At 73.8% G+C, this 21,325-nt stretch carries 23 protein-coding genes and 2 riboswitches; of the genes, 14 read left to right on the top strand and 9 right to left on the bottom strand.

The genetic code is table 11. The annotated features are described in order from the left end of the window. Positions 1-57 precede the first annotated feature (57 nt). The 7 genes from Q6349_RS03895 (at position 58) to Q6349_RS03865 (ending at position 7,282) form a co-directional block, all read left to right on the top strand. Complete coding sequence (locus Q6349_RS03895) at positions 58-966, top strand: LysR family transcriptional regulator (RefSeq protein WP_304602944.1); 909 nt, start codon at positions 58-60, stop codon at positions 964-966. Positions 967-1,039: 73 nt separating this feature from the next. Beyond that, positions 1,040-1,135, top strand: a riboswitch (glycine riboswitch). Between the two features lie 140 nt (positions 1,136-1,275). Beyond that, entirely contained in the window at positions 1,276-4,176 is a 2,901-nt protein-coding gene (gene gcvP / locus Q6349_RS03890) for an aminomethyl-transferring glycine dehydrogenase (protein WP_304602943.1), read from the top strand. Positions 4,177-4,182: 6 nt separating this feature from the next. Further along, positions 4,183-5,337, top strand: coding sequence for a glycine cleavage system aminomethyltransferase GcvT (gcvT, locus tag Q6349_RS03885; RefSeq protein ID WP_304602942.1), 1,155 nt, complete (start codon positions 4,183-4,185; stop codon positions 5,335-5,337). 47 nt (positions 5,338-5,384) lie between these two features. After that, complete coding sequence (gene gcvH / locus Q6349_RS03880; protein ID WP_171246722.1) at positions 5,385-5,753, top strand: glycine cleavage system protein GcvH; 369 nt, start codon at positions 5,385-5,387, stop codon at positions 5,751-5,753. 270 nt (positions 5,754-6,023) lie between these two features. Continuing rightward, the gene (locus Q6349_RS03875) at positions 6,024-6,257 is read left to right on the top strand and encodes a LuxR C-terminal-related transcriptional regulator (protein ID WP_304602941.1); all 234 of its coding nucleotides are present in this window, start codon (positions 6,024-6,026) and stop codon (positions 6,255-6,257) included. A gap of 118 nt (positions 6,258-6,375) precedes the next feature. Further along, the gene (locus Q6349_RS03870; RefSeq protein ID WP_171246724.1) at positions 6,376-6,789 is read left to right on the top strand and encodes a (deoxy)nucleoside triphosphate pyrophosphohydrolase; all 414 of its coding nucleotides are present in this window, start codon (positions 6,376-6,378) and stop codon (positions 6,787-6,789) included. 106 nt (positions 6,790-6,895) lie between these two features. Continuing rightward, positions 6,896-7,282, top strand: coding sequence for a glyoxalase/bleomycin resistance/extradiol dioxygenase family protein (locus Q6349_RS03865; protein ID WP_304602940.1), 387 nt, complete (start codon positions 6,896-6,898; stop codon positions 7,280-7,282). A 13-nt stretch (positions 7,283-7,295) separates the two neighbouring features. On the opposite strand, the gene Q6349_RS03860 is transcribed toward Q6349_RS03865, so the two are convergent. Next, the gene (locus Q6349_RS03860) at positions 7,296-7,892 is read right to left on the bottom strand and encodes an AAA family ATPase (protein ID WP_304602939.1); all 597 of its coding nucleotides are present in this window, start codon (positions 7,890-7,892) and stop codon (positions 7,296-7,298) included. Between the two features lie 50 nt (positions 7,893-7,942). On the opposite strand from Q6349_RS03860, the gene Q6349_RS03855 reads away from it, so the two are divergent. Continuing rightward, entirely contained in the window at positions 7,943-8,506 is a 564-nt protein-coding gene (locus tag Q6349_RS03855) for an MOSC domain-containing protein (protein ID WP_304602938.1), read from the top strand. A gap of 62 nt (positions 8,507-8,568) precedes the next feature. Then, positions 8,569-8,787 (top strand): hypothetical protein, encoded by a 219-nt coding sequence (locus tag Q6349_RS03850; protein ID WP_171246728.1) that lies wholly within the window; start codon positions 8,569-8,571, stop codon positions 8,785-8,787. A gap of 90 nt (positions 8,788-8,877) precedes the next feature. Here the strand turns inward: Q6349_RS03850 and Q6349_RS03845 are convergent, their stop codons facing one another. From Q6349_RS03845 to Q6349_RS03830, 4 genes are all read right to left on the bottom strand, one after another. Continuing rightward, positions 8,878-9,378, bottom strand: coding sequence for an FBP domain-containing protein (locus Q6349_RS03845; protein WP_304602937.1), 501 nt, complete (start codon positions 9,376-9,378; stop codon positions 8,878-8,880). Positions 9,379-9,642: 264 nt separating this feature from the next. After that, a complete protein-coding gene (gene metE / locus Q6349_RS03840) occupies positions 9,643-12,084 on the bottom strand; it encodes a 5-methyltetrahydropteroyltriglutamate--homocysteine S-methyltransferase (protein WP_304602936.1) in 2,442 nt (813 codons plus the stop codon). Positions 12,085-12,173: 89 nt separating this feature from the next. Then, complete coding sequence (locus Q6349_RS03835; protein WP_370375359.1) at positions 12,174-13,139, bottom strand: methylenetetrahydrofolate reductase; 966 nt, start codon at positions 13,137-13,139, stop codon at positions 12,174-12,176. A 68-nt stretch (positions 13,140-13,207) separates the two neighbouring features. After that, positions 13,208-13,315, bottom strand: a riboswitch (SAM riboswitch). 63 nt (positions 13,316-13,378) lie between these two features. Then, positions 13,379-14,281 (bottom strand): NADP-dependent oxidoreductase, encoded by a 903-nt coding sequence (locus Q6349_RS03830; protein WP_304602934.1) that lies wholly within the window; start codon positions 14,279-14,281, stop codon positions 13,379-13,381. 104 nt (positions 14,282-14,385) lie between these two features. On the opposite strand from Q6349_RS03830, the gene Q6349_RS03825 reads away from it, so the two are divergent. Continuing rightward, positions 14,386-15,570, top strand: coding sequence for an NYN domain-containing protein (locus tag Q6349_RS03825; RefSeq protein ID WP_304602933.1), 1,185 nt, complete (start codon positions 14,386-14,388; stop codon positions 15,568-15,570). A 47-nt stretch (positions 15,571-15,617) separates the two neighbouring features. Continuing rightward, positions 15,618-16,265 (top strand): 1-acyl-sn-glycerol-3-phosphate acyltransferase, encoded by a 648-nt coding sequence (locus tag Q6349_RS03820; RefSeq protein WP_304602932.1) that lies wholly within the window; start codon positions 15,618-15,620, stop codon positions 16,263-16,265. A gap of 75 nt (positions 16,266-16,340) precedes the next feature. Here Q6349_RS03820 and Q6349_RS03815 read toward each other — a convergent pair whose 3' ends face one another. Continuing rightward, positions 16,341-17,462 carry an App1 family protein gene (locus Q6349_RS03815; protein ID WP_304602931.1) on the bottom strand — a complete coding sequence of 374 codons (1,122 nt, stop codon included), beginning with the start codon at positions 17,460-17,462 and terminating at the stop codon, positions 16,341-16,343. Positions 17,463-17,539: 77 nt separating this feature from the next. Here Q6349_RS03815 and Q6349_RS03810 point away from each other — a divergent pair, with 77 nt between their 5' ends. Both Q6349_RS03810 and Q6349_RS03805 read left to right on the top strand, forming a co-directional pair. Continuing rightward, entirely contained in the window at positions 17,540-17,998 is a 459-nt protein-coding gene (locus Q6349_RS03810; RefSeq protein ID WP_304602930.1) for a hypothetical protein, read from the top strand. A 30-nt stretch (positions 17,999-18,028) separates the two neighbouring features. Next, the gene (locus Q6349_RS03805; protein ID WP_304602929.1) at positions 18,029-18,499 is read left to right on the top strand and encodes a hypothetical protein; all 471 of its coding nucleotides are present in this window, start codon (positions 18,029-18,031) and stop codon (positions 18,497-18,499) included. On the opposite strand, the gene Q6349_RS03800 is transcribed toward Q6349_RS03805, so the two are convergent. Together Q6349_RS03800 and Q6349_RS03795 are read right to left on the bottom strand one after the other, a co-directional pair. Further along, complete coding sequence (locus Q6349_RS03800) at positions 18,475-19,053, bottom strand: DNA-3-methyladenine glycosylase I (RefSeq protein WP_304602928.1); 579 nt, start codon at positions 19,051-19,053, stop codon at positions 18,475-18,477. The genes Q6349_RS03805 and Q6349_RS03800 overlap by 25 nt on opposite strands. 38 nt (positions 19,054-19,091) lie before the next feature. Next, on the bottom strand, positions 19,092-19,613 hold the full coding sequence (locus Q6349_RS03795) for an O-acetyl-ADP-ribose deacetylase (RefSeq protein WP_304602927.1): 522 nt from the start codon (positions 19,611-19,613) through the stop codon (positions 19,092-19,094). 70 nt (positions 19,614-19,683) lie between these two features. Between Q6349_RS03795 and Q6349_RS03790 the strand changes: the two genes are divergently transcribed. Further along, positions 19,684-20,988 carry a DUF2254 domain-containing protein gene (locus tag Q6349_RS03790; RefSeq protein ID WP_304602926.1) on the top strand — a complete coding sequence of 435 codons (1,305 nt, stop codon included), beginning with the start codon at positions 19,684-19,686 and terminating at the stop codon, positions 20,986-20,988. Positions 20,989-21,039: 51 nt separating this feature from the next. Here the strand turns inward: Q6349_RS03790 and Q6349_RS03785 are convergent, their stop codons facing one another. Beyond that, the gene (locus Q6349_RS03785; protein ID WP_171246750.1) at positions 21,040-21,270 is read right to left on the bottom strand and encodes a PspC domain-containing protein; all 231 of its coding nucleotides are present in this window, start codon (positions 21,268-21,270) and stop codon (positions 21,040-21,042) included. Positions 21,271-21,325 lie beyond the last annotated feature (55 nt).

Genomic DNA, 21,325 nt, shown 5'->3' with positions numbered 1-21,325 from the left:
CATGAAGTTGCTTCAGGACAATCGAACGCTCCTGCAGAAGCCGGTTAGCATTGCTACATGGCTGCCGACCCACGAAGACTTGCCTTTCTCCTTGCCGTGCACCGCTCCGGGGGCGTGCTCGCGGCAGCAGATCTTCTGCATGTCACCCCCTCGGCGGTCTCTCAGCAGATCGCCCGTTTAGAGGCCGAGGAGGGCTTCCCGGTCCTCGACCGCGGCCCCCGGGGCGTCAGCCTGACGCCGGCCGGTCGCGTGCTCGCCGACGCCGCCGAACGCATCGAGGCCGAGCTGCTGGAGGCGCACCAGGAGATCGCCAACCTCGGCGAGGGGGTGAGCGGCACCGTGACGATCGGTGCGTTCCAGTCCGCCATCCGGTCCGTGGTCGCCCCGATGCTCCAGCCGTTCATCGAGGACCACCCCGGGGTCACGCTGGACGTGCGTGAGCACGAGCCGGCGGACGCGATCCGGATGCTGCGCGCCGGCGACCTCGACGTCGTCCTGCTGGAGCGCGACGTCGAGGTCGACTCCCCCGCCCCTCGCGGCGCGCACGACATCCCCCTGATCGACGAGCCGTGGCTGCTCGTGGTGCCGTCCACCCTGCCCACGCCCGAGCGGCTCGACGACCTGCGGGACATGCCGTGGATCGGCGCCGTCCAGAACACCGCCGCCGACCGCGCCCTGCGCCGCCTCGGCCGCACGCTCGGCACCACCCTGAACGTGCGGCACGGCTACTTCGACTTCGACACGGCGCTCGCCCTCGTGGACGCCGGGCAGGGCGTCGCGATGCTGCCGGCGCTGGCCGTGCGCCGCAGCGAGCCGCCGGAGGGTACCGAGGTGGTCGCGATGCCCGGGCTCGGGTCCCGGCGGATCGTCGTGCGGCACCGCTCGACGCGCCACGAGCCGGGGCCGGCGGTCCGTGCCGTGGTCGACACGATGGTCGAGATCGCCCGCGACCTCGAGCTGACCTGAGCCCTTCGGCCGTCGTGGCGGGCCGGGTAGACTGACCGCGCTCGACCGCTCGACCACAACCGAACACGCCGCTCGAACCGTGCCGGGAGAGTCTGCCGCGCGCCGGCAGCGCCGAAGGAGCAAGACCCCTCCCCGGGAATCTCTCAGGCCCCAGTACCGCCACGGTGAGGCAACTCTGAAAAGCGGTCCGCCCGACGGGACGGGCCCGCCGACGGTGCATCCCGTCCCGCCGAGCGCGGGGCGGCCAAACTCTCAGGCCCATGACAGAGCGGGGAGGGTCCCGGCCCACCGACCTTCGGAGCGCTCCTCGTGACCCACTCCCCCTTCGACCCGGACGTCTTCGCCGACCGGCACATCGGCCCGCGCGGCGACGAGACCGCGGCGATGCTGGACCAGCTCGGCTACCCGAGCCTCGACGCGCTCGTCGACGCCGCCGTCCCCGCGTCGATCCGCCAGCCCGACGAGCTCGACCTGCCGGCGGCGCGGACCGAGTCCGAGGTGCTGGACCACCTCCGCGGGATCGCCGCGAAGAACCAGGTCAAGCGGCAGATGATCGGGCAGGGCTACTACCCCGCCGTGACGCCCGCCGTCATCCGGCGCAACGTCCTCGAGTCCCCCGCCTGGTACACGGCCTACACGCCGTACCAGCCGGAGATCTCCCAGGGCCGCCTCGAGGCGCACCTCAACTTCCAGCAGGTGATCGAGGACCTCACAGGCCTGGAGATCGCCGGCGCCTCCCTGCTCGACGAGGCGACCGCCGTCGCGGAGGCCGTCGCGCTGATGTGGCGGGCCTCGCGGGCCAAGCAGGGGTACGTCGTGCTGGACGCGGACCTGTTCGGCCAGTCGCTCGCCGTCACCCGGGGCCGGGCCGAGGCGGTCGGGCTGCCCGTCGTCGTCGCCGACCTCACCGACGGGCTGGAGGCCGGCCTCGCGGAGCTGACGGCCGCCGGCGTCGAGCTGCCCGAGGGGTCGCTGGTCGGCGTGGTGGTCCAGCAGTCCGGTGCCTCCGGGCGGGTCCTCGACCTGCGCACCGTGGTGGACGAGGCCAAGGAACGCGGCGCCCAGGTGACGGTGGCGACCGACCCCCTCGCGCTGACCCTGCTCCGCTCCCCCGGCGAGCTCGGTGCGGACGTCGCCGTGGGCTCGGCCCAGCGGTTCGGCGTCCCCCTGTTCCACGGCGGGCCGCACGCCGCCTTCATCGCCGTGCGCAAGGGCCTGGAGCGCCAGCTCCCGGGCCGGCTCGTCGGGGTCTCGATCGACGCCGACGGCCAGATCGGCTACCGCCTGGCGCTGGCCACCCGCGAGCAGCACATCCGGCGCGAGCGGGCGACGTCGAACATCTGCACCGCCCAGGCGCTGCTTGCGGTCGTGGCCGCGATGTACGCCGTCTACCACGGCCCCGAGGGCCTGCGGGCGATCGGCGAGCGGGTGCACGGCCGGGCGCTGTCCCTGGCGGCCGGTCTGCGAGCGGCCGGCGTCGAGGTCGTGCACGCCGAGTTCTTCGACACCGTGCGCGTGGCCGTCCCCGGGCGGGCCGCCGCGATCGGCGCCGCCGCCGTGGAGGCCGGGTACAACCTGTACATCGACGGTGCGGATCACGTACAGATCGCGTGCGACGAGACCACCACCGGCGAGGACGTGGAGACGCTGCTCGGCCTGTTCGGCGCGTCCGCCGCGGACGCGTCCGACGAGCCCGCTCTCGGGGACGCGCTGCTGCGCACCACGGACTACCTGCAGCACCCCGTCTTCCACCGCCACCGCTCCGAGACCGCGATGCTGCGCTACCTGCGGGCGCTCAGCGACAAGGACCTCGCCCTCGACCGCACGATGATCCCGCTGGGCTCGTGCACCATGAAGCTCAACGCGACGGCCGAGATGGAGCCGATCAGCTGGCCCCAGTTCGCCGACCTGCACCCGTACGTCCCCGCCGACCAGGCGCTGGGCTACGCCGAGCTGGTCGGGACCCTCGAGTCGTGGCTGGCCGAGATCACCGGGTACGCCGCCGTCTCGGTGCAGCCCAACGCGGGGTCGCAGGGGGAGCTGGCCGGTCTGCTGGCGATCCGCGCGTACCACGCCTCGCGGGGCGAGGGGGAGCGCGACGTCGTGCTCATCCCCGCCTCGGCGCACGGCACCAACGCCGCCTCGGCGACGCTGGCCGGGCTCCGGGCGGTGGTCGTCAAGACCGCCTCGGACGGCGAGATCGACCTCGACGACCTGCAGGCCGCGCTGGAGAAGCACGCCGGCCGCGTGGCCGGGATCATGATCACCTACCCGTCGACGCACGGTGTCTACGAGCCGCACGTCCAGGACGTCTGCGCCGCCGTACACGATGCGGGTGGTCAGGTGTACATCGACGGCGCCAACCTCAACGCGCTCGTGGGCCTGGCCCGGCCGGGCCGGTTCGGCGGCGACGTGTCGCACCTGAACCTGCACAAGACGTTCTGCATCCCGCACGGCGGGGGAGGTCCGGGCGTCGGTCCCGTCGGCGTCGCCGAGCACCTCGTGCCGTTCCTGCCGGGCGACCCCACACCGTCCGGCACGGGTGCGGCGCAGCCGGCCGGGCCCGTGCCGCCCGTGTCGGCGACGAGGCACGGGTCGGCCGGCATCCTGCCGATCTCGTACGCCTACCTCGCGCTCATGGGCCCCGACGGGCTCACCTCGGCCACCGAGCACGCCGTGCTCACCGCCAACTACGTGGCCTCGCGGCTCGCCCCCCACTACCCGGTGCTCTACACGGGCGACCACGGCCTCGTCGCCCACGAGTGCATCCTCGACCTGCGGGAGATCACCGCGCAGACCGGCGTCACCGTCGACGACGTCGCCAAGCGGCTCGTCGACTTCGGGATCCACGCCCCGACCATGGCGTTCCCCGTGGCCGGGACGCTGATGGTCGAGCCCACCGAGTCCGAGGACCTGGGCGAGCTGGACCGGTTCGTCGACGCCATGGTGGCGATCCGCGGCGAGATCGACGCCGTCGCCGCCGGCCGCTGGCCGCTGGAGGACTCGCCGCTGCGTAACGCGCCGCACACCGCCACGTCCGTCATGGTGGACACCTGGGACCACCCGTACACCCGCGAGGAGGCGGCGTTCCCGGTGCCGAGCCTGCGGTCGGCGAAGTACTGGCCGCCGGTCCGGCGCATCGACCAGGCGCACGGTGACCGGAACCTGCAGTGCTCCTGCCCGCCCGTCGACGCCTACGCCGAGAACTGAGGGATCATGACCACGATCAAGTCGCCGCTCCACGACGAGCACGTCGCGCTGGGCGCCCACCTGACCGAGTTCGGCGGCTGGGACATGCCGCTGCGCTACACCTCCGACCTCGCCGAGCACCGGGCGGTCCGCGAGGCGGCCGGTCTGTTCGACCTGTCGCACATGGGCGGGATCAGCGTCACCGGCCCGGAGGCCGCCGCCTTCCTCGACCACGCACTGGTCGGCAACTTCTCCGCCCTGCGGCCGATGCGGGCGCGCTACACCATGATCTGTGCCGACGACGGGGGAGTGCTGGACGACCTGATCGTCTACCACAACGGCACCGACGAGTACTTCGCCGTGCCCAACGCGGCGAACGCGGACACCGTGCTCGTGGCCCTGCTGGAGCGCGCTGCCGGCTTCGACGTCGCCGTGCGGGACATCTCCGCGGGTCTCGCCCTGATCGCCGTGCAGGGTCCGCGCGCCGAGGAGATCCTCCGAGAGGTCCTTACCGAGGACGCCGAGATCTCCGGCGGGACGTCGCTGGACGACCTGCGCTACTACGCCTGCCTCGGCATGCGGTTCGGCGAGGAGAGCGTGCTCGTCGCCCGCACCGGGTACACGGGCGAGGACGGGTTCGAGATCTGGGTCGACGCCCCGCACGCGGTGGCGCTGTGGCGTGCCCTGCTCGCCGCCGGCGAGCCCTACGGCCTGGTGCCGGCCGGGCTCGCGGCCCGCGACTCGCTGCGCCTCGAGGCCGGCATGCCGCTGTACGGGAACGAGCTGGACACGACCACGACGCCGTACGACGCCGGCGCGGGCCGCATCGTCAAGCTCGACAAGACGTCCGAGGACGGCACGCCGCTGGAGTTCGTCGGGCGCGACGCGCTCGCCGCCCGCAGCGAGGCCGACCCGGAGCGCGTCCTGGTCGGCCTGCGCGGCACCGGACGCCGCCCGGCCCGGTCCGGGTACGCCGTCGTGCGCACCACCGACGACGGCGAGGTCGGCGAGCAGGTGGGGACCGTGACCTCCGGCGTGCCGTCGCCCACGCTCGGCCACCCGATCGCGATGGCGTACGTGCGCCCGGAGGTCGCCGCCGAGGGGACCGAGCTCGCCGTGGACGTGCGCGGACGCGCCGAACCGTTCGTCGTCACCGCGATGCCGTTCTACCGTCGCGGCTGACCCCGCCGCGCGGTCCGAGAACCAGCCACCCACCGAGGAGACCCAGCATGGCCGACTACCCCAGCAACCTGCGCTACTCCGTCGAGCACGAGTGGATCGACGACGGCACCCCGGCGACCGTGGGCGTGACCTCCTACGCCGTCGAGGCGCTCGGAGACGTCGTGTACCTCGAGCTGCCCGAGGTGGGCGCCGAGATCGAGGCCGGCAGCGTCGTCGGCGAGATCGAGTCCACCAAGTCCGTCTCCGAGCTCTACACGCCCGTGTCCGGGAAGGTCGTCGAGGTCAACGAGACCGCCGTCGACGACCCGGCACTGGTCAACACCGAGCCGTTCGGCGCGGGCTGGCTGTTCAAGATCGAGGTGTCGGGCGAGGGCCAGCTGCTCAGCGCCGAGGAGTACGCGCAGCACGCAGGCTGAGGTGCTCCGGACCGGGGCCGCGGGCGCTGTGACCAAATCGTGATGATCGGACACCTGCCCGCGGCACCCGGCCTCGAGGACGTGGTGACCTGCGACGACGTGACCGCGCTCCCGCCCGTGACGCCGTGACGGTGCCCGATGACGGCGTCCGCGCAGACTTCTTCGCCGTGATCCGCGTCATGATCGTCTTCCGTTCCCCTCTCACATCCATGACGGCAGATCCCCAGGTCGATCGTCAGCGATCGGCGGCCGTCGTGGAGGAGCGGAACGATGAGTGCCATTCAACTCGAGCGGCCGACGCTCAAGCCGACCCTGACGCGTCGTGAGCAGGTCGTGCTGTCGAACCTGTCCGAGGACGTCACGCTGGAGCAGATCGCCAGCAAGCTGTTCGTCACGCGCAACACCGTGAAGTCTCAGGTGCGCAGCGTCTACCGCAAGCTCGGCGTCTCGACGCGGGCCGACGCGGTGGCCTGGGCCCGCCGGGCGGGCATCCGGTCCAGCTGAGGCGTCGGCACCGGACGCCCTGCCCCCTATCGGGGGATGTCGTGGGCAGGGCGGGCACGTCGACGGAATGTGACCTCCGCGACGGCGTCGTCGTCGCCGCGGGTGACACACTCGCGCCATGACTCGTCGACTCGTCGTGGCCGCTGCGATCGTCGATGCCTTCGACCGGCCCACCCGGCTGCTCGCGGCACGCCGGACCCGTCCCGCGGCCATCGCGGGACGCTGGGAGTTCCCCGGGGGCAAGGCCGAGCCGGGGGAGCACCCGGTCGACGCCCTGCACCGCGAGCTGCACGAGGAGCTCGGGGTGCGGGTGGAGCTCGGCGACGAGGTCGTGGGGCCCGACGACGGCGGTTGGATCATCACGGACCGGCACGTCCTGCGGCTCTGGCTCGCCTCGGTGGCCACCGGCTTCCCGCGGCCCCTGATCGAGCACGACGAGCTGCGCTGGTTGGACGCCGGCTCGCTGTGGGAGGTCGACTGGCTCGACGGCGACGTCCGGATCGTCGAGGAGCTCGCCGGGCGGATCGCCTAGCCCCCTCACGGTGTGCGCCGCGTTGCGTCCCCGGGCGCATCGACGACACTGGTGCCGACGACGGAGTCGGCCCGAGGAGGTCACCGTGGTGCCGAGGACGACGCCGGTGTCTTCAGCCCTCTACCTCAGCTACACCGACGCGCCCGCCGGGATCGCCTGGCTGGAGCACCTGGGGTTCCGCACCGTCGCGCGGCAGGACGACGCGGACGGCGGCGTCGTGCACAGCGAGCTCGTGCGTGACGGTGTCGTGCTCATGGTCGCGACGGCGGACGCCGACTACGGTCGCCTCCCGGTGCGGGGCATCTCCGTCGGGCAGGGCCTGTACCTGGTGAGCGACGACGTCGACGCGCTCGCCGCGCGTGCCGTCGAGGCGGGTGGCACGCTCCTCGTCGCACCGGAGGACACCGGGTGGGGCAGTCGTCGTGCCCGGGTGCTCGACCCGGAGGGGCACGAGTGGTCGTTCGGGACGTACGCGCCCGGCGCCGAGGCGTGAGGCCGCGCGGCTCTCAGGACCGGCGGTCGGCGTCGCGACGCGGCGGCGGGACCGGACGGCCGACCCGTCCCGCGAGCTCGGCCAGCCAGCGCTCGACGTCGTCCTGGCTCCGCAGCCGGACCACCGTCAGGTGCGGCGCGACCTCCGCCACGTGCGACGCGAGTCCCCGGAACCCGTGACGGGTGCGCCAGGCCCAGCGCACGATGTGGTCCGGGTCGCCGACGAACGTGCGCAGCGGTGGTTCGTGGTTGCCGTTCCACAGCGCGGTCCCGCGGACCCGACGCCGCACGGTCCGGGTGACCACGCGCCGCATCCGGACGCGGACCGGCATGTCGAGCCACACCAGCAGCTCCGCCCGTTCGAGGAGCAGCGGTCGCACCGCGCGGTACTGCCACTCCGTCACCCAGGACTCCCCGGCGACCAGGCGCTCGACGTCGGTGACGAACGCGGTTCGCGGCGTCCATCCCGGGCCGTGGTAGAGCCCGTCGAGCTCGGTGTGCGTGATGCCGAGCAGCGTCGAGATCCGACCCGCCAGGGTCGACTTCCCGGCGCCCGAGGTCCCGGCCACGAGGACGCGGCGGGGGAGGGCGGGCGGCGTGTCGGCGGGCATCCCGCCAGGTTAGCGGGGTCCCGTCGCCCGGATGCTGCCAGACTCGGGGCATGACGGCGTACGACTACCCGGTCGTGATCGAGCACCTGCTCGTGTCTTCCCAGCACGCCTACTTCGGGCGTCCCCGCGAGGGTGCGGCGGACGTCCCGACGACGGACCGCGACGAGGCCGAGGTCGTGGCGGGTCGGGGGATCGTGGGCGACCGGTTCTTCGGCAAGGCCGCCCACATGGACGCCGCGGTGACGGTGTTCGCGGCCGAGGCCCTCGAGGAGATCGCTCGCGAGCTCGGCACGGGCCCGCTCGACCCGTTGCTGACCCGGCGCAACGTGGTGCTGCGCGGCGCCGAGCTGGCACCGCTGATCGGGCAGGAGTTCGAGATCCGCTCCCGCCGCTCGGCCGTGACGCTGCGCGGCGGCCGGCCGGCCCACCCCTGCGCCTGGATGGACCGCATGCTGGCCCCCGGGGTGCACGCCGCGATGCGGGGACGTGGGGGAGTGCGGTGCATGCCGGTCACGGACGGTGTGCTGCACCGGGGACCCGCCGTGCTGGTCAGCCCGGTGGAGCTCGACCCGGCTCGCGCCGGCGAGGCGGTACGGCGCCCGCGGCTGCCGTGACGCCGTCGTCGACCTGGACCGGCCGCCGATGCCGCGGACGCCCGGCGGGCTAGGCTGGTCCCATGAGCGACTTCCAGGTCAACCGAGCCCCGCAGAACGACGCCCCCGGGGCGATGCTCGGGCGCGTCATCGTGTCCTTCGTGCTGTTCGTCGCGGGGCTCGTCCTCATCGGCGTCGGCGCCACGGCCGACCCCTCGCTCGCCCCGTTCGTCTTCACCGGTGGGATCGTCGCGGTCGGGCTGGCGTTCGGCCTGCCGATGATCGGCGGCAGCGAGCGCTGAACAGGAGCGCACCACCTCGGCTGTGGGCATGAGATCTGCAGACCGGAGCGGTCCGGGACTGCGGATCTCATGCCCACAGCCGTGAGCGGGTCAGGCGGTGCTGCGGACCTGCTCGACGAACGCGGTCACGCGCGAGCCCAGGCCCGCGACGCGCCGCTCGACGACGGCGGCGCGGGCCGCGTCGTCGTCGGACCCCGCCTCGGCCAGGGTCGGCCGACGCCGCGCGTTGCGTGAGCACCGGAAGTCCGTGCAGATCAGCGTGCCGATGGTGTTGCCCTTCCGTCCGGACGCCCCGCCCCGTCGGGCGACGAACAGAGCGACGTCGCCGGGGTCGCCGGCGTGCTCGCACCAGGCGCACATCGCCGAGCGCCGCGCGCTGGTCTCGGGGGCGCGCAGGATGATGCCGGTCGGCGCGCCGTCGATCTCGGCCACGACATAGGCGGCCAGGGGCTGCTTGCGGTCGCGCCAGCCGAGGAACTCGAGGCGGTCCCACCGCTGGGCGTCGAGGTCCGGGGGGAGCATGCGTTGGCGTTCGCTGCGGGTGGCGTTGACGAGGGCAGCACGGAGCTGCTGCTCGGTGAGGGGAGTCATGGGGTGCCTTCGGTCGGCGGGGGAGTGGGCAGGCTGACGCCGGGCCCTCACGCCGGCCGGGCGGTCAGCGGCGAGGGACCCGGTGGGCGGCGTCGGCCGAGCAGGCCTGCACGGCCACCCCGCTCCCCGTGACGCGCCGCATCACTCGCTCCTCGACTCCGGTCCCGGCCCACCGGTCGGCGGGCCGGGACCGATGCTCGCACAGCATCCCGGCCGGGTCCAGGTCATTCGACCGTGCGACCGTCCGGCGGAACCCCGGTGCGGTCAGAGGCCGGCCCGCACCGTCCGCGCGGCTTCCACGAGGTGCCGCAGCGACGGCTCCACCTCCGCGTACCCGCGGGTCTTGAGGCCGCAGTCCGGGTTCACCCAGACCAGGCCCGGGTCGATCGCCGACGTCGCCAGCCCCAGCAGCTCGGTGACCTCGGTGGTCGACGGCACCCGCGGGGAGTGGATGTCGTAGACGCCGGGGCCGACCCCGCGCGCGTACCCGGCCTCGTGCAGCTCGGGGACGACCTCCATCCGCGACCGGGCCGCCTCGATCGAGGTCACGTCGGCGTCGAGCCCGTCGATCGCGCCGATGATCTCGCCGAACTCCGAGTAGCACAGGTGCGTGTGCACCTGGGTCGACGACGCGGCACCCGCCGTCGCCAGACGGAACGCCCCCACCGACCAGTCGAGGTAGGCCGGCTGGTCGGTCCGCCGCAACGGCAGCAGCTCGCGCAGCGCCGGCTCGTCCACCTGGACGACGGCGGTGCCCGCGGCCTCGAGGTCGGTCACCTCGTCGCGCAGGGCGAGCGCCACCTGGCGGGCGGTGTCGCCGAGCGGCTGGTCGTCGCGGACGAAGGACCAGGCCAGGATCGTCACCGGTCCGGTGAGCATGCCCTTGACCGGGCGCGCGGTGAGCGACTGGGCGTAGCGGGTCCACTCCACCGTCATCGGGGCGGGCCGCGTGACGTCGCCCCACAGGATCGGCGGGCGCACGCACCGCGACCCGTACGACTGCACCCAGCCGAGGTCCGTCGTCGCGAACCCGTCCAGCAGCTCGGCGAAGTACTGGACCATGTCGTTGCGCTCCGGCTCACCGTGCACCAGCACGTCCAGGCCGATGTCCTCCTGGAGCGCGATCACCCGGGCGATCTCGTCCCGCATCGCGGCGCGGTACGCGTCGTCGGCCAGCTCGCCCTTCGCCCACGCCGACCGCGTGCGGCGGATCTCGGCCGTCTGCGGGAACGAACCGATCGTCGTCGTCGGCAGCGGCGGCAGGTCGAGGCTCTCGCGCTGGGCGGCGACGCGTCCCGCGTGATCACCCCGCGCGAAGTCCGTCGCGGACAGCGCGGCGAGCCGCTCCCGGACGGCGGGGACGACGACGCCGGTCGCGGCGGCCCGGTCGGCCAGCGCGGCGCTCGCCTCCTCGAGCTCGGCGCGCACCGCGTCCGGCCCGTCGGTCAGGGCCCGGGCGAGGGTCGTCACCTCGCCGACCTTCTGGTCGGCGAACGCCAGCCAGCGGCGCAGCGCCTCGGTCCGCCCGGCCCGCTCGGCGGACGGGCCGGACCAGGTCTCGTCGTCGACGTCGTGCGGCACGTGCAGCAGGGACGTCGACGTGCCGACGGCCAACGACCGGGCGCCGAGCCCGCGCAACGCCTCGAGCGTGCCCCGTCGCGCAGCGAGGTCGGTGCGCCAGACGTTGTGCCCGTCGACGACACCGGCCACCAGCGTCTTCGTGCCCAGGCCCGGGACCGAGCCGTCGGGAGCGGAGCCCCTCGGCACCGCACCCTGGACCAGGTCGATCGCGATGGCGTCGACGTCCGTCCCGGCCAGCAGCGCGAGCCCGTCCCGGGCCGGCCGGCCGTCGGCGCCCGGGGCGGCCAGCCCGCCGAACGGCGCGGCCACGAGGAGGCGCGGTCGCTCGGGCACGGTGTCCAGCGCGTCGTCCGCCGACGCGGGTGCCAGACCGGTCGCCAGCTCCCGGTAGGCCCGGGCGATCGCGGCGTCGACCCGCTCCGGGTCGGCGTCCACCGAGTCCGTCACCAGCACGGGCTCGTCGAGCTGCACCCACGGGACGCCGACGGCGGCGAGGGCCCGCAGCAGCTCGGCGTACGCCGCGACGACGTCGTCGAGCCGGTCGAGCGGGTGGAACCCGTCGCCCGCGTCGTCGGCCGACTTCGACAGCGCCAGGAAGGTCACGGGTCCCACGAGCACCGGCCGCGTGGTGACCCCGGCCTCCTTCGCCTCGGCGTACTCGCGCACGACCCGGTGGTCGGCGAAGGAGATCGGTGTCGTCTCGCTGATCTCGGGGACCAGGTAGTGGTAGTTCGTGTCGAACCACTTGGTCATCTCCAGCGGGGCGTCCTCGCCGCGTCCGCGGGCGACGGTGAAGTAGCCGTCGAGGTCGAGGGAGCCGTCGTCGGCGTCCAGGAGGTCCCGGAACCGGGCCGGGACGGCGCCGAGCAGGGCGACGACGTCGAGCACCTGGTCGTAGTACGAGAACGAACCCGGGACGGAGCCGTCCTCGGGGTCGAGACCGAGCGCGACGAGCCGCTGCACGGTCTCGCGGCGCAGGGTGCCGGCCGCGACCTCGAGGTCGACGGCGTCCGTGCGGCCGGCCCAGTACGCCTCGACGGCGCGCTTGAGCTCACGGCGGCGGCCGATCCGGGGGTAGCCGAGGATGGTGCCGCCGGGGAACGGGGTGGTGGTCGGAACGGTCATGAGCAGTCCTTTCGCGGGCTCCGGGACGCGTGGTCGGGACGACGGGGCTCCCCGGGACGCGGGTGCGTCCCGGGCAGCGGTCCGTCCCCTCAGAGCGCGGCCGGTGCGGGGGTCGGGATGCTCGGTACCCACGGCCTGCCGGCCAGGTCGGCGTCGTCGACGGGGACGGACGCCGGACCGCCGAGGTGGACACCCTCGAGCAGGTCCAGAGCGGGACGGTGCTTGTTGAACGTGTACACGTGCAGACCGGGCGCGCCGGCGTCGAGCACCCGCTGGGCGAGCTCGGTGCCGTACGCGGTCCCGTAGGCGTACTGCGCCTCCGGGTCCGGCCGGGAGTCCAGCGCGTCCAGCAGGTGCTGGGGCGCACGGACGCCGGTGAGCTCCTCGACGCGACGGAGCCGGCGCGGCTCGGTCGTGGGCAGCAGCCCGGCGAGGATCGGGATCGTCACGCCGGCCGCGCGGGCCTCGGCGACGAAGTCGGTGTAGGAGTCGGCCTGGTAGAAGAACTGGGTGACGGCGAAGGACGCGCCGGCCTGCTGCTTCTCCAGCAGGCGCCGGACCTCCTGGGCACGGGTCGTGCCGGCCTGGACGTTGCCGTCGGGGAACGCGGCCACGGCGATCGTCAGCGGGCGGGCGGCGCCGCGGACGGCGGCAGCCGGGTCGGTGGCGCACCGCCGGGCCTCGACCTCCCGCAGCAGGTGCACGAGCTCGACGGCCGAGTGGACGCCGCCGGCGGGCGGTCGCCAGTCGGGCTGGTCCCGCGGCGGGTCGCCGCGCAGCGCGAGGAAGGATCGCACCCCGGCCTCGAGGAACTCGTCGACGACCTCCGAGACGTTCTCCCGCGAGGCGCCGACGCAGGTCAGGTGCGCGATCGGCAGCACGGGCGTGCCGGCGAGGAGTCGGGAGACGACGTCGCGGGCGGTGTCCCGGTCCCCGCCGCCCGCGCCGTAGGTCACCGACACGAAGTCCGGGCGCGCGGCGACGAGCCGACGGGCGGTCTCCCAGAACTTCGGGGCGGCGTCGGGTCGCCGCGGCGGCATGAGCTCGAAGCTCACCGTCTGGCGGGACGGTTCCGGGCGCGGCGGCGCGGGGAGATGCGGGGATGCCTCGGCGACCATGCGTCACTCCATCGGGCCTGGTGTTGAGCACCTTCGTCCTCGGGAGGCTTCCGTCGGAGAACGGGTTGCTGCGGCGTCGTCGAGCCAGGACTCTCGGCCGCTCTGGATGGCTTGTCGGGGTCCGACCCTACGCGCTGTTCAGCCTGCGGACAAGCGATGTCGCATGATGAGACGTGTTAGGGGGTGAGGACGACCTTGCCCCCGCCACGGCCGCTCTCGACCAGCGCGTGGGCGCGTGCCGCGTCGTCGAGCCGCAGGACCTCGCCGAGCGTCGTGGTGAGCTCGCCCCGCGCGAGGGAGGTGACGTCCTCGGCCAGCTCGTCGGGGTCGCGCCGGGCCCCGGAGCTGAAGGTGATCCCGAGGTCGGAGGCCGCCGGGTCCGCGATGGTGACGATGCGCTCCGTCCCGCCGCGCAGCGTGATCGAGTCGGGCAGGACGCCCGCGCCGGTGGTGTCCAGGACCGCGTCGACGCCCGACGGCGCCAGGTCCCGCACCCGCTCGACGAGGCCCGGCCCGTACGTGGTCGGCGTGGCGCCGAGCGCCGCGACGCGGTCCTGGTTCGCCGGCGAGGCGGTGCCGATCACCGTCGCCCCCCGGCGTCGGGCGAGCTGCACGGCGAGCTCGCCCACCGACCCGGACGCGCCGTGCACGAGCAGGGTCTCGCCGTCGGTCACCCCGAGCACGCGCAGGACCCGGTGCGCGGTCTCCGCCGAGACGGGCACCGTGACGGCACGGGCGGGGTCGAGGCCGTCCGGGACGAGCGCGAACGTGGAGGTCAGGGCCAGCGCGGCGTACCCGCCCGTGTCGGCGAACCCGACGACCCGGTCACCGGGCCGCACGCCCGTCACGTCGTCGCCGACGGCGTCCACGACACCCGCGACCTCCAGCCCCGGCACGGCGGGGAACTCCGGCAGGGGAACACCGGGGATCCGGGCGGCGCGGGTCTTGAGGTCCCAGCCGTTGACGGCCGCGGCCTCGACCCGCACGCGGACCTGGCCGGCGGCCGGTTCCGGTGCCGGGACGTCGGCGAGGTGCAGGACCTCGGGTCCGCCGAGCTCGGTGAACACGATCGCGCGCACGGGTACCTCCTGGGGCTGTGGACCTGCCGGTCCGTCGAGCGTCTCACGTCGGCTCCGGCCGTCCCGGGACGACCCCCGGCTCGCGCGGGGCATAGTGTGGCGCCATGGAACGTGAAGAGCGCCTGGCCGTCTTCCTCGACTACGAGAACCTGGCGCTCGGCGCCCGGGAGCACCTGGGTGGGATGCAGTTCGACTTCGGTCCGATCGCGGACGCCCTGGCCGTGCGCGGCCGGGTGGTCACCCGCCGGGCGTACGCCGACTGGTCCTACTTCGACGAGGACCGCCGCATGCTGACCCGCCACCAGGTCGAGCTCATCGAGATGCCGCAGCGCATGGGGGCGTCGCGCAAGAACGCCGCCGACATCAAGATGGTCGTCGACGCGATCGAGATGGCGTTCGAGCGCGACTACATCACCACGTTCGTCATGTGCACCGGCGACTCGGACTTCTCCCCGCTGGTCACCAAGCTGCGCGAGCTCGACAAGAACGTCATCGGCGTCGGCGTCGAGAAGTCCACGTCCCGCCTGCTGCCGGGGGCCTGCGACGAGTTCCTCTTCTACGACCGCCTCGAGGGCGTCGACGTGCCCGACGAGGCCGAGCAGTCAGCGCGCAAGAAGTCGTCGGGCAGGAAGTCCGGCGCCGCCACGGGGGCGACGGCTCGTGGCGGCCGACGGACCACGACCACGGCCGCCGAGGCCATCGAGGCCCCGGCATCGGCCGCGAAGAGCCGACGCAAGAAGGCCGAGCCGGCGCCCGAACCGGCGCCGCAGGCCACCTTGGCGCCCGAGGTCGACGAGGACGACACCCCCGCCGGCGAACCGCCGAGCATGGAGGTCAAGGTCGCCCAGACGCTCGCCGGGCTGCAGGCCTCCTCGTCCGGCTCCGTCACGGCGTCCCAGCTCAAGCGCACGCTGGTGCGCAAGGAGCCGACGTTCACCGAGTCCGACTACGGGTTCCGGACGTTCACGGAGTTCCTGCGCTACCTCGCCGACCGAGACTTCGTCGTGCTGTCCGAGGGACCGTCGACGGGTGACCCGGTGGTCGAGCTGCCCGCGCAGCCGGACAGCGCCCACGCGTTCGACCTGCTGCGGGTCGTCGTCGGCGAGGCCGGGGACAGCACGCCGCTGTCCGGGCTGAAGAACCTGCTGCGCAAGCAGCGTCCGGACTTCTCGGAGAAGGCCCTCGGCTACCGGGGCTTCCTGCAGTTCTGCCGCGGTGCCGAGGAAGCGGGTGCCGTGAAGCTGGCCTGGGACGACGACGCCGAGGACTACCTCGTCAGCCTCGGCTGAGCCGTCGGCGCGGACGGTCGCCGGACCGGCTCGGGCACAATAGGCCGGTGACCTACCGCGTCCTCAAGCTGATCCTGTCGCTCCTGGTGTACGTGTTCCTGCGGCCCCGGGTCACGGGGCTGCACCACGTGCCGCGACGCGGGCCGGTCATCCTCGCGAGCAACCACCTGTCGTTCATCGACTCGATCATCATCCCGCTGGTGACCCCGCGGCACGTCACGTTCATCGCGAAGGCCGAGTACTGGACCGGTCGGGGGCTCAAGGGGCGCGTCTACCGCTGGTTCTTCACCACCATGGGTCACATCCCCGTGGACCGCGAGGACCCCCGTGCCGGACAGCGCTCCCTGCAGGACGCCCTGCTGGTGCTGCAGCGCGGGGACGCGTTCGGGATCTACCCCGAGGGGACCCGGTCCCGCGACGGCCGGCTGCACAAGGGGCACACGGGTGTGGCCTGGCTGGCGCTGGCCGGACCCGCGCCGATCGTGCCGGTGGCGCTGCGCGGGACCGACCGGGTCCAGCCGGTCGGCCGGCGCCTGCCCCGTCCGTACCGGGGGATCCAGGTCGACTTCGGGACACCGATCGCGCCGCAGCGGCAGCTCCCCGCCGGCATGCGGCCGGCGCAGGCCCGCCGCGAGCTCACCGACGAGGTCATGGCCTCGATCCACGCCATGAGCGGTCAGGAGCTCGGCGCCTGACCACCGCCGGCCGGCCGGCTGCATCCCGGCGCGAGTCAGTACCAGGCTCGGCGAGTCAGCACGGCACCGCGCGACTCAGTCCCGGAGCACCCCGGGCACCCGGCCGAGACCCCGCGCGAGGACGGTGCCGTCCTCGCCCCGGATCACCGGTGTCGGGGCCGCCGCGTCGTCCAGCGGGTCCGTCGTCCCGGACGCGGGGTCGGTGACCGGGGCGCGGTCCGCCCCGGCGACCTGCCGGATCGCGACGGCGGCGATCCGGTCCGGCCACCGGTCGACGGCTTCCGCGTAGATCTCCGGGTCGTGCTGCCCGTTGTCCCCGACGAGCAGCCAGCGCACGTGCGGGAACCACGACATGAGCAGGTCGAGGCTGGCGGCCTTGTGCTCCCGGCCGCTGCGGAACCACCCGGTGAGCGTCGGCCCCCAGTCGGTCAGCAGCATCGGCCCGGCAGGGTAGTCCTCCCGCGCGAGGAACGCCCGCAGCGCCCCGGCCGTGTTCCAGGCGCCGTTGGAGACGTAGAAGAACGCGCCCGCGGGATGGGTCTCCTCGAGCTCCCGGTACAGCGCCGCCATGCCGGGCACCGCGCGGCGGGAGCCCGCCCGGCGCACGAACGTGTTCCAGGTGGCCAGGAGCGGACGGGGGACACCGGTGACCAGCGTCGTGTCGTCGATGTCGCTGACGACGCCGAACCGGGTCTCCGGGCCGAGGACCAGCACGGGGGCGGGTACCTCCGGTCCGTCCGGCGACCCCAGGCTGGACAGCTCGGCCTCCTGCAGCCCGGCCGGCAACGGCTCCCGGGAGGGCAGGTCCAGCTCGAGGTCGACGTACCCGGACCGGTCGGTGACGTCCTCGACCTCGTGCTCACCGATCCGGACCCGGACCGGGCTGTCGGGTGCCGGCACCGTGAGGAAGTGCCGGAACCCGCGGCGCAGCGGCCGTCGCTCGTCGCGCCGGGACGCGCCGGCCGGGGCCAGGAGCATCCGGGCCAGCACCCGGACTCGTTCGGGCGAGCCGTACCCGGTGTACACCTGGAACCGGGGACGCCAGCCGAAGCGGCGCAGCACGCGGCCCGCGACGGCGTAGAGGCGGTCCTCGACGACGGCGGCCAGGTGGGGGCGCTGGGACGGGTGCGCCGTCGGGGTGGCGCGCAGGTCGTCGTGGGGGGCTCCGGTCACCGCGTCCTGCGAGAACTCATCCATGGCGTCATTCGACCAGGTCGGAGCCGTCCGCGCGCGTTACGCTGCACCGTCGCGGCGCCGGTGCGACGATCGGCGGCATGGACCTCGCCGAGCTCACCAGGCCGACCCCCACCTCGCTGCCCCGGACGATCGCCCGACTCTGGCTCGGCACGGCCCTGCTCGGCGCCGGCGTCGCGCACCTCACCGTGGCCCGGGAGGAGTTCCAGGCTCAGGTGCCGGGATGGTTCCCGGTCGACGAGGACGTCACGGTGCTGGCCTCGGGCGTCGTCGAGATCGTCATCGGCGGGTCCCTGGTCGCCCTGTCCCGGTGGAAGGTCGCGGTGGGGCTCGTCGCGGCGGCCTTCTTCGTCGTGATCTTCCCCGGCAACGTGGCGCAGTGGCTCGAGCACCGGGACGGCTTCGGCCTGGACACCGACGCCAAGCGCTTCGGCCGGCTGTTCTTCCAGCCGGTGCTCGTGGCGCTGGCCCTGTGGTCGACCGGGGCCTGGTCCGCGGCGCGACGGGCCCTGCGCGACGGCCGGGGTTCCGAGGGGTGAGCAGCGGGCAGCCGTGCCTAGCATGCAGCGATGAGTGACACCGACCTGCCCGACGGCGAGCACACGACGCCCCCCGGTGTCTCCGACGCCACGGTCGAGGCGCTCGGCGCGCTGAGCGAGGCGTTGGAGACGGTCGAGCGCGCCCGTGGGCACCTGTACACCTTCCACCAGCTCACCGGCGAGGCGGACCTAGCGCTCGGCGCCGCTGTCGACCAGCTCCGCGAGGCCGGGCACGACGAGGTGGCGCGGCGGATCGCCGACGACCTCGTCGGCCGCAACGTGCTCCCGGGCCGCTGGACCTTCCAGATCGTCGAGGAGTACGACGACGGGTACTGGCAGGTGTTCCGCGACCACGAACGGCGTGCCCGCGAGGAGCTCGCCGGAGGTGTGCGGCACCTCGCCGAGGCACGGATGAAGCAGGACCGCCGGACCGCCGGGCACCCGGGGCACGAGGTGTCACCGGGGGACGCCGAGCGCTATCGCCCGGACGCGACCCCCTGACCGGTGACGACGGGGCACGTGGCCAGGTGGTCGTCGACCAGCCCGCACGCCTGCATGGCCGCGTACGCCGTCGTCGGCCCGAAGAACCGGAACCCCTCGGCCTTGAGGGCCTTCGCCAGGGCGACCGACTCCGGTGTCGTGGCGGGGACCTCGGCGTGCGTCGCGGGGCGCTCGTCCCGCGGCGGCGGGGCGAAGGACCAGAACAGCTCGTCGAGGCTCCGGCCCGCCGCGTGCAGGGCGACGACGGCCCTGCCGTTCGCGACCGTCGCCTCGATCTTGGCCCGGTTGCGCACGATGCGGGCGTCGGACATCAGCCGCTCCACGTCGTCCGGCGTCATGGCCGCGACCGCTGCCGGTTCGAAGCCGAGGAAGACCTCACGGAACGCCTCGCGCTTGCGCAGGATCGTCAGCCACGACAGTCCCGACTGGAACCCCTCCAGCGCGATGCGTTCGAGCAGGGCGCTCTCCCCGTGCACGGGGAGACCCCACTCGGTGTCGTGGTACTCCGCGTAGAGCGGGTCGCCGTCGCCGAAGCATCGTGCAGCCGTGGTCATGCCCGCAGCCTGCCGCACGCCACCGACGTCCGCCCGGCTCATCCGTCCAGGGCGCGGGCGAAGGCCGCTCGGACCTCCGCGCTGAACAGCACGAACCGCACCTCGTGGAGCGCTGCCGGGTTCTCCTCGTCCCAGACCCGCACGGTCTCGACCGCGATCCGCGCGACGTCCTCCGCGTCCCAGCCGAAGACGCCGGCGCCGATCGCCGGGAACGCGACCGTGCGGGAAGCGGCGTCCGCCGCGAGTCCGAGGGACGTGCGGAAGCAGGAGGCGAGCAGCTCGGGGTCGGTCTCGCCCCGGTGCCGGTTCGGGCCGACGGTGTGGACCACCCAGTCGGCCCGCAGGTCGAACCCCGGTGTCACGACGGCGTCGCCCACCCCGAGCCCCTCGGGCAGGGTCGTACGTCGCAGCTCGCGACAGGCCTCCAGCAGCCGCGGCCCGGCCGTGGCGTGGATGGCGCCGTCCACGCCGCCGCCGCCCAGCAACGAGGAGTTGGCCGCGTTGACGATCGCGTCCACCGCGGCGGTGGTGATGTCACCCTGCTCGTGCGTGATCCTCATGTCGTCCTCCTGGGATCGGGCCGCCGTCGCCTTCTTCGACCGTACTCCGTCGCCCGGCTACGGTGAGCCCATGATCAGCGCCTGGTTGTCCCGTGCGCGGGAGTCCTTCTGGTTCCTGCCCGCCGTGCTCGGAGCGGTCGCGCTCGTGACCGCCAGGGCGATGGTCGTCGTCGACCGGACCCTGCAGGATGCCGGGATCACCCTGACGCTGCTGGACTCCCTCAGCGCCGACGGGGGGCGGGCGGTCCTCACCGCCATCGCGGGGTCGGTGCTGACCGTGGCCGCGACGTCCTTCTCGATCACGATCTCGGTCATGGCCACCACGTCCTCGGTGTACGGGCCGCGGCTCGTGCGCAACTTCATGGCGGACCGCGCGAACCAGTGGGTGCTGGCGACCTTCACCGCGACGTTCCTGTACGCCCTCGTCGTGCTGGGCGACATCCAGCCGCAGGGGTCCGGGGAGTCCGTCCCGACCCTCGCCATCCACCTCGCGATCGTCCTGGCCGTCGTCAACGTCGCCGTGCTGGTGTTCTTCATCCATCACATCGCGCAGTCCGTCCAGGTGACCACGTTGGAGCAGCGGGTCCGGCACGAGCTCGAGACGGCCGTGGACCGGGTGTTCCCGGCCGACCCCGCCGACCACCAGGTCACGGCCGACGCCGAGCTCGACGGACCGCCGCAGGTGCGGGCGAACGGGAGCGGTCACGTCGAGCACGTCGATCTCGCCGGGCTGGTGCGGAGCGCGAAGGCCTGCGACGGGCGGATCGAGCTCGTCGTCGGTCCCGGGGACCACGTGATCGAGGGCGAGCCGCTCGCCCGCGTGCGGGGCGACCTGGACGGCCTGACCGACGCCGTGCGCACCGGGGTCGTCCTCGGACCGGCCCGGACCCCGCACCAGGACGTCGGCTTCGCCGTGCAGGACCTCACGGAGATGGCCGTCCGTGCGCTGTCCCAGGGTGCCAACGACCCGTACACGGCCGCCTCGGCGCTGGACGCGCTGGGCAACGGGCTCGTCCGGGTCGTGTCCCGGGAGCCGGCGCCGCGCGGGCGGACCGACGCGGACGGCACGGTGCGCCTCGTCGTCCCGTGGCCGACGGCGGAGGAGCTCGTCCGGTCGGTCGTGACCGCGCTGCGGACCTACGGGGTGGACGCGCCGGTCGCGCTCGATGCGCTGCTGCGGCTGCTCGAGCGTCTCGAGGAGGCCGCGGAACGGTCCGCGGTGCGCGAGGCGATCCGCGAGCAGGTCGAGGTGCTGCGCGCGGCCTACGTGGCGAGCGAACCCCTGGACGCGGACGCCACCCCCGTGCTCGAGCGGATGGACGCGGTGCAGGGGCGGCTCGGCGCGGCGTCGGGCCTGTCGACCTCCGAGCGATGAGCCGCGGGCCGGTCGGCGGCCGGTGACCGCGTCCCGCTGGTCAGCCCCCGGTCAGGCCGCGAACGCCTTGCGCTCGTCCGGCATGAGGATCCAGAACACGATGTACGCCAGCACCTGCGGGCCGGGGATGAAGATGGACGCGACGGTCAGGACCCGGACGAGGGTCCGGTCCCACCCGAAGTAGTCCGCGATGCCGGCGCACACGCCGCCGATGACTCGGCCCTGGCGCGGGCGGTAGAGCTTGCGGGAACTGGCTGCGGAGTCCTTCTGCGGATTGCTCATGGTCCGACCCTAGGCGGGACGACGACGCTCCGGCATCCGGGAACGCCCTGGTCCG

The sequence above is a fragment of the Isoptericola sp. 178 genome (assembly GCF_030586525.1).
Taxonomy (GTDB): Bacteria; Actinomycetota; Actinomycetes; order Actinomycetales; family Cellulomonadaceae; genus Isoptericola; species Isoptericola sediminis.
The sequence above is the reverse complement of the archived record's forward strand: the minus strand, read 5'-3'. Positions and strand labels throughout refer to the sequence as shown.